General features: G+C 34.7%; 8 protein-coding genes and 1 tRNA gene. 4 read left to right on the top strand and 5 right to left on the bottom strand.

The genetic code is table 11. The annotated features are described in order from the left end of the window. Together WC644_11795 and WC644_11800 are read right to left on the bottom strand one after the other, a co-directional pair. Positions 1 to 272, bottom strand: a 272-nt coding sequence (locus WC644_11795; GenBank protein MFA5012619.1) for a two-component regulator propeller domain-containing protein, incomplete at its 3' end; no start/stop codon positions are given. Between the two features lie 1,434 nt (positions 273 to 1,706). Continuing rightward, positions 1,707 to 3,272 carry a capsule assembly Wzi family protein gene (locus WC644_11800; GenBank protein MFA5012620.1) on the bottom strand — a complete coding sequence of 522 codons (1,566 nt, stop codon included), beginning with the start codon at positions 3,270 to 3,272 and terminating at the stop codon, positions 1,707 to 1,709. A 269-nt stretch (positions 3,273 to 3,541) separates the two neighbouring features. On the opposite strand from WC644_11800, the gene WC644_11805 reads away from it, so the two are divergent. Then, the gene (locus tag WC644_11805) at positions 3,542 to 5,626 is read left to right on the top strand and encodes an ATP-binding protein (protein MFA5012621.1); all 2,085 of its coding nucleotides are present in this window, start codon (positions 3,542 to 3,544) and stop codon (positions 5,624 to 5,626) included. Between the two features lie 16 nt (positions 5,627 to 5,642). Next, complete coding sequence (locus tag WC644_11810) at positions 5,643 to 6,254, top strand: PH domain-containing protein (protein ID MFA5012622.1); 612 nt, start codon at positions 5,643 to 5,645, stop codon at positions 6,252 to 6,254. A 546-nt stretch (positions 6,255 to 6,800) separates the two neighbouring features. On the opposite strand, the gene WC644_11815 is transcribed toward WC644_11810, so the two are convergent. Continuing rightward, positions 6,801 to 9,236, bottom strand: a complete 2,436-nt coding sequence (locus WC644_11815) for an outer membrane beta-barrel family protein (GenBank protein MFA5012623.1) — start codon at positions 9,234 to 9,236, stop codon at positions 6,801 to 6,803. Between the two features lie 181 nt (positions 9,237 to 9,417). Next, entirely contained in the window at positions 9,418 to 9,807 is a 390-nt protein-coding gene (locus tag WC644_11820) for an OsmC family protein (GenBank protein ID MFA5012624.1), read from the bottom strand. Between the two features lie 128 nt (positions 9,808 to 9,935). On the opposite strand from WC644_11820, the gene WC644_11825 reads away from it, so the two are divergent. After that, on the top strand, positions 9,936 to 10,391 hold the full coding sequence (locus WC644_11825) for a DUF302 domain-containing protein (GenBank protein ID MFA5012625.1): 456 nt from the start codon (positions 9,936 to 9,938) through the stop codon (positions 10,389 to 10,391). 386 nt (positions 10,392 to 10,777) lie between these two features. Here the strand turns inward: WC644_11825 and WC644_11830 are convergent. Beyond that, a tRNA-Ser gene (locus tag WC644_11830) sits at positions 10,778 to 10,864 on the bottom strand. A gap of 414 nt (positions 10,865 to 11,278) precedes the next feature. Here WC644_11830 and WC644_11835 point away from each other — a divergent pair. Further along, on the top strand, positions 11,279 to 12,559 hold the full coding sequence (locus WC644_11835) for a hypothetical protein (protein ID MFA5012626.1): 1,281 nt from the start codon (positions 11,279 to 11,281) through the stop codon (positions 12,557 to 12,559). Positions 12,560 to 12,584: the final 25 nt, after the last annotated feature.

The raw sequence follows: 12,584 nt of genomic DNA on the forward strand, positions 1-12,584 counted from the left end.
CTGTCAAATACTATATCTCTTATTTTGTTCCCAGGCAGTCCCGAATTTGCTGAATCATACCTTGTCCATTGATTGTTGTAAAACTTTACAATTCCGCTATCTTGGGTTCCAATCCATATTGCCCCGTATCTATCAGGAGTAATGCATAAAACAGGGGCATTAGGCAATCCGGAATTACTCGAATTGTAAACAATAATGTTCTGAGAAAAAACGTTACTTATAAATACCGCTGATAGAAGTAATATGTATAAACAGGTTAATTTAATTTTCATAAACATAATTTATAGAATATTTAATATCAGGTTTGATAGATGAATCTAAAAAATGAAAAGTAATTGAAGATAAAGAAATTATCAAAATAAGTTCTCGCCCCTCAGACAAACAAATTTGATAACTCAAATTATTCATAATTGTATTTGCTTAATCCCCCTAATGAATCAAATAGATACTATTTTTTGGAGGGCGTTTATTAATACTTGAATTAAAATAGTCATTATTTAATTTTATGTCAATGTAACATATAGTATTCATCAAGTTACAGATTTGCGGGAAAATTATTTTGTCTCAAAAGTAATATTTTTGATAGAAGCAAAAAAGGAATTATTAAATTGATAAGGTTCCCGATATGACTTCGCGGTGGACACGGCGTAGACTATTAATATAAACAAAAAAGAGAAAAGCAAATTATCGAGATTCTGACCGCAAGGGTCGTCCGCCAAAGAAATGTCGGATCTGCGACTCGGAAGCAGAGAAGAACAATTTATCTTGATAAGATCCCCTGCCTGTGGCAGGCAGGCCGATTAAAACATTCGGTAAGAACAATTTATCTTGATAAGATCCCCGCTAAGAGCATGCGGGGAAGACAAAAGGGGGTGGTTTTGAGACAAACTTCGCGGTGGATACGGCGTAGACTGTGATAATAAACAAAAAAGAGAAAAGCAAATTATAGAAATATTTTACCGCAAGGGTCGCAGAGGAAGCAGAGAAGAATTAGTTATCTTGATAAGATTCCCGATTAAAACATTCGGGAATGACAAATGGGGGTGGTTTTGAGACATACTCCGTTGAGGACACAGCGTAGACTTTGGCTATAACAAAATAGTGAAAAACAAATTATAGAAATATTTTATCGCAAGGGTCGCAGAGGAAGCAGAGAAGAATTAGTTATCTTGATAAGATTCCCGATTAAAACATTCGGGAATGACAAATGGGGGTGGTTTTGAGACATACTCCATTGAGGACACGGCGTAGCCTATGGCTATAAACAAAATAGAGAAAAACAAATTATAGAGATTCTGAACGCAAGGGTCGCAGAGGAAGCAGAGAAGAATTAGTTATCTTGATAAGATTCCCGATTAAAACATTCGGGAATGACAAATGGGGGTGGATTTGAGACAAACTCCGAAGAGGACATGGCGTAGCCTTTGGATATAAACAAAAAAGAGAAAAGCAAATTATAGAGATTCTGACCGCAAGGGACGTCCGCAGCGGTGGATCTACGACTCGAAGAGCAAAGACCGTTCGCCACGTCGAATCTTCGACAAAGAGAACATAGAAAATTTTTTAATTCGGTGAAAAAGGAAAGATAATATCGTTATTATTTTTGTAAAAAGATTGTTTTAATACAACGATATACAACTTTTGAGGGGTTACAGGGGATAGAAATTTTGCTTGCCAGAAGATTCTACTGATTCATAATTTGTTGATTAATATTCTACGTTCATGCGGATGTAACCGAAGCTGAAATCTTTTTTGTATCCTTCGGTTATATAGTTTTGAATATTATAGCCGTAGTAGAAATCGAAGATATAGTTGCGGATTGGAATCCACCTGAAGTTTAAGCCGATGGCGTCAGTGTTAACTCGGTTGCCGGCGAGGAAAGGAGCTTCTTCGGGGTCGATTCCTGTTCTGTGCCCCTGGGCAATATCGCCTCCGACGTTTGTAACGAGATTACCGTTTGCGTCGTAGATATTATTTCCTTTTCTGACGTGGCTGTATTCGAGATTAATTCTTCCCCAGTCGGAGATGTTGTAAGTGATGCGGGTGAAGAGTTCGTCGGCGTTTGGTCCAATGCGGTGGCCGAGATTGACGCCGTAGGCAGTATAGTTATCACGGATATCGTAGTGAGTATAGGTATAAGGTCTTATTTTTGTGTATTCAACAGTTAAGGAAAGATTTTTTATAAAAGGTTCATAAATCATAGTACCGATTTGATAAACATATTTCTGTGAGCGAGTCGTGGCACCAGAAAGAATAGCAAACTGTTCGTCATCGTCAACGAAGAAAGTACCCTGAAGCTCGACATTTTTAAGGAATTTTGTTTTGAAGTCGAAAATGAAATTCTTATTATCTCTATCCTGAAGGGATTTTTCGGCAAAGTGCCAGAGCAGGATAGGATTCAAGTAAGCAAATTCAATCCTTCCATTATACACGACGACATCGGAAATGGCAAGGTCAACGATATCGGGAATAGCAACTTTGATTCTATGAGCTGAGAAGTATTTAGTGTATCTATCGTCTCTGTTTTGCTGCATGTATCCAACAGTTGAGGCAAAGATTGAAGAAAATCTAACAATTCCATAATCAAAATTCATTTTCAGGAAGTCCATATTTGGATTGTCACCAGAGAGTATGGGTTTACTGCCGTAACCATAACCATATGTGAGTTTTTCCCGACCGAACTGAGCGGAAAGCCCCATTCCTTCGGTCGGTTCGATGTAGAACTTCAGGTAAGCATTTGTGAAGTCATAGTTATTATAAGATTCCGAGTTTTCATTGAACTTAAAATTTGAACGCAATTTTGGTTCAATAAACGGAGCAAGTTCACTACTACCGCCTATAAAACCTTTTGTGAAATCGAAAGAATAACCGAGATGATTAAAAATAGTGCCACGAGCTCTGAAACCACCATCCATCATTACGGACTGTATTTTATTATTGGGTTTAAATTCAGTGCCAGCATATATATTTCCAATACCTTCGATAAAAGCATTGCTTCCGGGTTTACCTGCGGTGAAAATATATTTCTGTTTATTGGAAAAGAAGTCTTCGAGATTTTTAATAAAATTTTTCCCACTGCCAAACATTTGCCAAGTATTATCTTTGTTGGCTTCTTCAGGAATGAATTCAACTTTATATTTATTTAGAATTTTTATTTCAGTATTGCTTAATTCTGTCTTTTTAGAATCTATAGTTTTCAGGAAGTTTGCAATTTCAAACCTTGAGAGGTTGGGGTTATCTTCGTCGTAATTAATAATTTTTTTAACAGTCATTTCTTTAAGAAAATCGTACACGGGGTATTCAATAGAGACGTTTTCTATTTGCGGATAGCAAATTGAGCTAAGAGATAGTAAAAATATCAGGATATGGAAAATTTTCATGTTAAAAATATAATAATGTATAAATTAAATAAATATGAGTAATTAAAAAAGATAAATAAAAAGAAAAGAGCAAAATGAGAACGAAATGAGAAAAATCTCAATCTAACTATTCATGATTAAATTTGCTATCTTTGCAACATAATCATTTATAATGGCAGGAAATGATACTCATTGATTTAATATATAACCTATCAGTATTAGCAGCGTTAAGCGTTCTATCCGGATTCATAGATACCAGATACAGCAGAAAAAAATTATCGGGGAAAATAATTCAGGGATTACTTTTTGGGGCAGTGGTAATTATAGGTATGATGAATCCTTTTGTTTTTACAGAAGGAATAATATTTGACGGCAGGACGATAGTGATAAGTTTATGTACATTGTTCTTCGGTCCGATATCGGGAGTAATATCATCTTTGATAGGAATAGTTTACAGAACATACATAGGCGGCGGCGGATTAGTTATGGGTACGCTAACGATAGTTGAGGCATTTGTATTCGGATACATTTTTTATTATTTAAGGAAAAAAGGAAAGCTAAGTCTTAAAAAACGGAATTTGTATTTACTGGGTTTTACGGTTCATCTTATGATGCTAATCCTGATGTTTACATTACCGAGTGAGCATATATTAGAAAGCTTTAGCGTCCTTACTTTGACAGTTATCGGTATTTATCCGGTTATAACTCTTATAATAGGAAAGGTTTTGTCAGACCAGGAAGAGAATATAATGTTTGTTGAGGCGATTAAAGAGAGTGAAGAGAAATACAGGAGCATAACTGAAAACTCATATGATCTAATAGCTTTACTTGATTTAAACTGGAAATACATTTATTACAACAATACACATAAAGACATTCTTGGTTATGATGAGGAAGAGCTGTACGGGAAGAAGGTTTCGGATTTCTTTCATCCGGATAATTCCATAGACTTAAATGTTTTTTTTGACAAATGCAAAAACAGTAATGATAAATCGGAGACATTATCAATAAAGATAAGATGCAAAGACGGAGAGTATAAGCTTCTTAATCACAGGATTAAAGCACTGGAGAATGAATATAAAGAAATAGATAAAATTCTATTAATAGGGCAGGATATAACTAAACAGAAGAAGGCAGAAGAAGAGCTTTTAGTCGCAAAAGAAAAAGCGGAAGAAAGCGACAGACTAAAGACAGCATTTCTTCAGAATATGTCACATGAGATAAGGACTCCGCTAAATGGAATATTAGGTTTTGCAGAACTTTTGCACACAGAAGAAACGAACAAAGAAGAAATAATTAAATATTCGGGTATTATTCAAAGCAGCGGTAATCGTTTACTGGAGCTGATTAATGATATAATCGAGATATCAAAAATTGAGACCGGTAACATGAGCGTATGTATGAAGAGTATATCGATGCATACGATGATGCAAAACGTAATTAACCAGTTTCTTTTAAAGTCGGAAGAACGGGGTATTGAGTTAAGACTTCAGCAATCCGAAGATGTACTATTTGAGTCTGATGAGAAAATGCTGAGTCAGATACTTACAAATTTAATTAACAATGCTTTGAAGTTCACAAAGCACGGCAGTGTTGAAATTAACTATTCTATACAGGGAAATGAAATATTATTTTCAGTGAAAGACACGGGACAGGGAATTCATGAAGAGCATCAGGATAAAATATTCAGCAGGTTTTATCAGGTGGATATGTCTATGTCGAGAGGATATGAAGGTGCAGGTTTAGGGCTTTCGATATGCAAAGGACTTGTGGAGACTCTGAAAGGGAAGATATGGCTGAAGTCAGAATTAGGGAAGGGAACAGAATTTTATTTTTCAATACCATACGTTAAAGCTGCGGAAATAGAGCCAGAGAGCGAAAAGTCCGAAGTATCAATAATAAAGGCCAGCAAAAAAGTTCTTATTGCAGAGGATGATGAAATGAGTTTTGATTATTTGAATATAATTCTTACCAGCCTTAATTTTGATGTAATAAGAGCAGAGGACGGAAAAGAAGCGGTCGATATTTGCTTTGAGAGAAATGACATTGACATGGTTTTAATGGACATTAAGATGCCTGTAATGAGCGGACTAAGTGCGACTAAGCTTATAAAAGAAAGGATGCCGAAATTACCAATAATTGCACAAACTGCATATGCATTCAGTACTGAAAAGGAAGTCGCGATAAATGCGGGGTGTGATGATTACGTAACTAAACCTATAGAAAAGGATGTCTTGCTAAAAGTGATATCAAAATACATACAATAAATAATTTACCAAAAATATGAGAACAGAACTCAAAAAAGATGAAAAAGTAATACTTATAACGAGGCCTCACTGGTTTACGATGGTATTAAAATATTTAATTGGATTGATAGGAATTGCGGCAGGAATTACACTTATGTTTTTTGCTCTTGCGGTAGTTGCTATTCCTGTTATGGTTGTATCCGCTGTATATCTTGCATATAAAATATTAGAAAGGAACAGAAATATATGGGCAGTTACTAATATGAGGGTAATAGATGAAGAGGGTGTATTTTCAAGTGATACGAAAGAAAGTCCGCTTGATAAGATAAATAATGTTTCTTACTCTCAATCATTTTGGGGCAAGATATTCGGATATGGTAACGTTGATATACAAACAGCGGCGGAGATAGGGGAAACAACTTACAATTATGTTGAGAAACCCGGTAAGTTGAAAGATGCGATAACCACGATGCAGGAGGAATACAAGAAGATGCAGATGAAAAATCAGGCGAAAGAATTTGCAAATGCAATTGGGAATTCGAGTGATAATGACATAGGTACCGAGCTGGAGAAACTAAATCAGTTGAAAGAAAAGGGTGTTATAACGGAAGAGGAGTTTCAAGCCGGAAAGAAAAAGTTACTTGAGTAGTATTTAATTTTAGTTGCTGTACAAAAAGAAGAGCTTTGTCCGTTAAGAATATAGTATTAAATGTTAACAAACAAAAGAGTTTATTATCAATTTTTGTTTTACCGCAAATCTTGCAAATAACTCAGAGAAAAAATTATTCTCACTTTAGAAAAGGAGCTATGTAATAGATTTTTCAGATAGCTCATAAAGTTAGAACGGAGTTCACGGCGCAGCCCAGGGCTACAAACAAAATACGAAAAACAAATTATAGAGATTATTAACGCAAGGGTCGTCCGCCGCGGTGGATCTACGACTCGAAGAGCAAAGATAGCAAAGGGAACATAGAAAATTGTTTTATCTGTTTTTTAAATTTTGAAAATTAAAATGTTTTTATTTTTGTAAAAAGTTTGGTTTTATTACAACCATTTTACGGATAACAGCACGGTGGGAAAAATTATTTTATTGAGAAGTGTTTTAACATTTTATCGGATACAGAAAATAAGAAAGAGAAATAAAAAAGAGAAAGGAAGTTCCTTTCTCTTTTTCATTTATATAAATTTTATGTATTTAGTTTGATTGTTGTATTTCGTTTTCAGACTCTCTTTGCTTTCTTTGGGATGTCCTCTGCGATTTTGTCATACCGTTATCACCGAAGTTATAAGTAATAGTAAAGAAAGCTGATCTTGAATTTGACTTCTGCTGAATTATCTGAGTAAAATTATTACCAGAGTTGTAAGCGGAAAATCTCTGCTGATTGAATAAGTCATTAACTCTGAAACCTATGATAAACCTTTTATCAAAAAAGCTTTTTTGAAGTGCGATGTTCATAGACTGCATAGGTTCAATATTCCCCTGTGCGGAAAGCTGTTCACCGTAATAGAAATAAGTAAACTGTACATCGAATAAATCAGGAATAGCAGCATTCGTTGAAAACCTTGCTGACCATGCATTATACGTTTTGTCAAAATTAAAAAGGTTACTATTATCATAGATGTTAGTATTAAAATAACTAACGCTTCCGTTTACAGTCCACCATTTAGCAAGTCCGCCTTGTACAATAAATTCCATACCGTAAGTATTCGATTTACCGACATTTTCAGGTCTGGAATTGGAGACACCGTTTGTATCCACGAAGGAAACGAAGTTCACAGGATTATTCGAATTTCTGTAGAAACCAGACAGAGTAAGTGTAGCGAACTTTAGGGACCTTGTATAACCGAGCTCGAAAGAATTTATGTACTCAGGTTTCAGGTAAGGATTTCCAGAGCGGCTAGTATATTCATCAATGTAATCGACAAAAGGATTAAGGAAGAACAGATTAGGTCTTTTAATTCTTCTACTATAACTAAGCTGCACCTGATTTTCAATTCCTATCTTTTGCGAGAGATTCAGGCTCGGGAATAAATCAAAATAATTATCATCGTATTTTTGAGTTTGCCTGAGAATATCAAAATCTACGATAGTGAATTCACCTCTCAAACCAGCTTTGTAGGTAAAATCTTTATACTCACCCGTGAATTCTGCGTATGCAGCGGAGATAATATCTTTATAATTAACGTCATTATCCTTACCAGGAGCGGGGAGCCACTGATTAGAGGGGGAATCGAAGTATCTGAAAGAATAAACACCGTTAATGAACCGAGCTTCTGACTTTAATCCAGATTCGAGCTTGTTTTTCTCCCCAAAAGGATGAATATAATCTGCCTGGAAGTTAAGAAAATTGAACCTGTAATTAGACTTTCTTATTTGTTCAGTAGTTGAGTTTGAAACTATGCTTTTATATTCTGTGTTGTCATATTCATTCCGGGAAGAATAATTAATAAAGGTTGAGAAATCTCTTCCTTTTTCTTTAAACTTTTTATAATAAGTTAAGGTACCATCAAGGTTCATTCCTTCTCTGCCATTTTCGTTATACGACAAGAAATTATTAGTTAACTCGTTGTTAACGTTGTAGAAATCTATGCTACTTGTTGAATTAAGGTCTCGATTATAAAAGAAGATGTTCGTAACGAGCGAAAGAGTATTTTCTTTATCAAGGTCATAGTCTACACCAAAAGAGCCATAGTGCGAAAGACCTTTATATTTCCAGTTTAAAAGCTGGTCGGAAAATCTTGAGTTTATACTTGAGTAATTATACCTGTCAAAGTTTGTCATACCCGGCATCGAATAATTCCAGTAACTGTAATTGCCATTTAGACTAAGTTTTCCTTTCTTATAAGAGCCGCCAGTTGACAGATTATACTTATCTTCAGTACCGCCATTAACTTTCAAATTCCCATTATATCCGAGAGACTGATTCTGTTGTTTCATAACAATATTGATTATACCGGAAACGCCCTCAGCTTCATATTTTGACGAAGGGTTGTTAATAACTTCAACCTTATCGACAATATTAGCAGGCATATTCTGAAGAACCTGAGTGCCATTGCTTAACAGTGCTGAGGGTTTACCGTCAATTAAAATTTTTACATCGCTGCTGCCTCTGAGACTAACGTTGCCATCGTTATCGACTTCAACGGAGGGAACATTCTTAAGAACGTCCATTACATTACCGTTCTGTGTAGTCAAATCTTTTTTAGCGTCGTATATTTTTTTCCCAGCTTCAAAAGTCATTAAAGGGGCTTCATCGACGACTTCTATTTCCTGCGTTGTTTCTTCACTGATTTCAAGTTTCACAGTACCGAAATTGATGTCTCTGTTTTCTTTACCTGTAAGAACATTTTTAGCGACGGCATTTGTGTATCCTATATAACTAATTCTAACATAGTACCTGCCTTCAGGAATATCATTTATTGAGAACGAACCATTAACATCCGTTAGTGTACCCGTAACCAAGGAGGAATCACCAGAGTTAAAAACCTGTACGGCAGCGGATTCCAATGGTTTATTGGAGGATTTATCGACAACGGTACCTTTAATCGTCGATGTGTTTGACTGAGAGAAAGCTATGTTACTTATTAAAGCAAAAGCGATCAAAACTGAAATAACAAGAATATTCTTCATTTTAGATTCTAATAATAATTAAATATAGTACGGTTTCAATTAAATAATAGTTGCAAATAAATTATAATTAAAGAACTATTTTAGAGATTGTATGAGAGGGGATAATAATAAACAGTTGGATATAAATGAAAGAGAAGCCGCTCTTACAGCGACTTCTCTTAAATCAGAAATTCAAAAGTATTTATTCCTGAGTTGCAGTTACTTTCATTTCGGGAGGATTATTTAAATGTTTTTTTACAGCACAAAGATTAGCAGCGTTAATAACAGCGTCTTTGTACTTTTCGGGGAAGTCAGCAGGAAGTATAATTTCAAGGTCTATTCTGCTGAAGAGCCGTGATTCTTTGTTATACTGCATGTGCTGTATTATCTTAATATTATCAGAGGGGATACCTCTCTGGTCGCAGAATCCTTTGACATAAATACCCGCACAAGTCCCAATGGATGCCAGGAATAAATCAAAGGGAGCCGGAGCAGAGCCGTTTCCACCTGCCTGTATGGGCTGGTCAGTTCTGATGATAGTCCCGTTCAGGTTTGCACTGACCTTTTTATTGCCCTCAAAAAATATTTCCATTTCCATATTATTATATTATTTTAATTTAAGTAATGTACAAAAATAAAGAATATATATGCTAATAGCAACTAATATCGCAAGTAAGTTGTTATCAATTATAAATATCGGAAATTAAATAAAATAAAAACATGAAAAATATAGTATTAGTAATATTATTATCCTTAGCCTCACTAACCGCGAGCGGGCAAACGGAGGAAATGTTTATAGAATCTGAAAGCAGATTTGGGTATGATGAAACAGTAAAAGTACTTGAGGAATCGATTACAGGCAATGGATGGAAAATATTGATTACACACGACCTTCAGGCATCGATGAAAAAAGCCGGGAAGGAAGTTTTACCTGTAAAAATCTTTGAAGTATGCAATCCCAAACATTCGTACAAATTGCTATCACAGGACGACAAACGCGTATATTCATCGCTTATGCCCTGCAGGTTCTCGGTATACGAAAAAGAGGACGGAAAAGTTTATGTATCCAGAATGAATTCAATTATTCTTTCAAAACAGATAGGCGGCCTTGTTGAAGAAGTGATGACTGATGCGACAAACGAGACGGAAAAATTTCTGAAAGCAGTAGTAAGATAATTAACGGATTAAAATATTACATTTAAATAGTTCTTATATATTACCATGTTGAATTATTAATATACTTTTATTCAATTCTTCAACTACGATAAGGATAATCGTGAATGAAGCAGTAAATAAGATTGTATAAATTAGGGTATACAATATTACAGTGAAATTAATATCCGAGATTCCAATAATGATAACGGGGAAGGGTGTATATAAAGTATAGTGGAATTCTAAGACTAACGTAAATACTGAAGCGTCATCTGGAATTTATTTTTCTACGATAGATTATGGCTACAAGATTCTAATCGGCAGTATGATGCAAATAAAACTGTATGCAATCAATAAAAAAATAAGCCTTTGATTTTTTCAAAGGCTTATTCATATGTATTAATAAACAGCAGAGAGTGCGGGATTCGAACCCGCGAAACACTTTCGCATTTACACACTTTCCAGGCGTGCCTCTTCAACCACTCGAGCAACTCTCTGTAATTGAATATGTAAGTTACCAAAAATAGGATTATTTTGAAACGGATTAATTTGCCTCTTTGAGATTAGTATTTAATGATCAATTCAATTTAATGACAAATATTGAATAAAACATGGTTTACGGAATAAAAAATGATTAGATATCGCACATTTTACGAAGTACTATGTTTGAATTATTAAGGAAAAATTTAATTTTATATATAATACATTATTGAGAATGAGTATATTAATCACAAATAAGTAATTTTATAAACCCGGATAATCAGGACAACGCAATAGAAGAATAAGTTTAAATAAAATGAAGGAACAAATACTACAGTTTTTAAGAGATAGATGTTTGCAAATAAGGTTTATAAAATATAATGACAAAATATTCTTTACGAATCAGGTGAAGGAGTTAAATACTTCTTAATATGAAATGGGAATCTGTCTTAATAGCTTTGCTATCAATTCTCTTAGGTAATGTCAGTTTTGCGCAGATTGGGATTAATAAATCTGTGGGGGTTCCTTCATTATTTAACTTTCAGAAGAGTAATAATGGCAGCTATTATATTAATTCTATCAGGTATTTGATTAATGTGGATGATTCATTAAAGAATACAAACGGAAGTTTTTATTTCCAGATGTTGTGTACACAATATTCATTTGTTGGTTCATTCAAACAAAATGAATTACTCTTCCGCAGAGAACTGAATCATACAAATAAATATGATGATGAACTGAAATCTACTGAATCCTATGATACTCTGAACATCTATTCGTATTTAAATGTCCTGCCTGATTCAGTGAAATATGTATTCTTCAATGAAGACCATTTGCGTCCGCAAACAAGAGTTACGGTTCTGAATTCTTTGGACATACTTTATAAGAAGGGTTTTCGATATTTGTTTTGTGAGGCAGTGAATGGAAAAGATTCTCTGTTGAATACTCGCAAATATCCAGTTATAGAAAGCGGCTGGTACACGTCTGAGCCGGCTTATGGAAATTTGCTTCGGGAGGCTTTCAGACTTGGTTTTATAATTTTGTCTTATGAAGATACTAATAAAACTGTTCTACAGAATAACGGAAAAGTTTATTCAGCTAGCGACAGGGAAACCGAACAGGCAAATAATCTTCTGCGTTTTATAAGTAAACACAAAGATGCGAAGGTTTTAGTCCTTGCCGGTCATAGCCATATTAATGAAAACAAAAAGCAGGGATGGATGGCTTCGGTTTTTAAATTGAAGTCAGGACTGAATCCGCTAACGATTGAACAGACTGATATGGCAGAATATACGGACGCCTCTTACTCGAATAATCTTTTTGAATTGTTTAGGAGTAAAAATCAGAATAGAATACCTGTTATGCTTGTGAACAATGAGGGAAAACCATATTCATTAAAAGCTAACAGTTATGATATTACACTGTTTCCTTCGAAAACAGACTATCTTAACGAAAGACCCGACTGGCTGATAAACCTAAACGGCAACTACGAATATCCGATTGATATGAAATTTTGGGATATAAACGATACCTGTTTGATTCAGGCAATAAAGACAAATGAAGATATTGAAAGAAGTGTTCCCTCCGACCAGATACTTATTGAAGACATAAAATTAAATTATGCTTTGTATCTAAGGAGTGGAGAATACTTCATCAGAAAATTTGATAAGAATGGTAATCCCGGGAAATCATTGATTGTAAATGTAGAATAATAAAGAATACTTTCTTTAAACTTAG

The sequence above is a fragment of the Ignavibacteria bacterium genome, assembly GCA_041649015.1.
Classification (GTDB): Bacteria; Bacteroidota; Ignavibacteria; order Tepidaquicellales; family Tepidaquicellaceae; genus CAIKZJ01.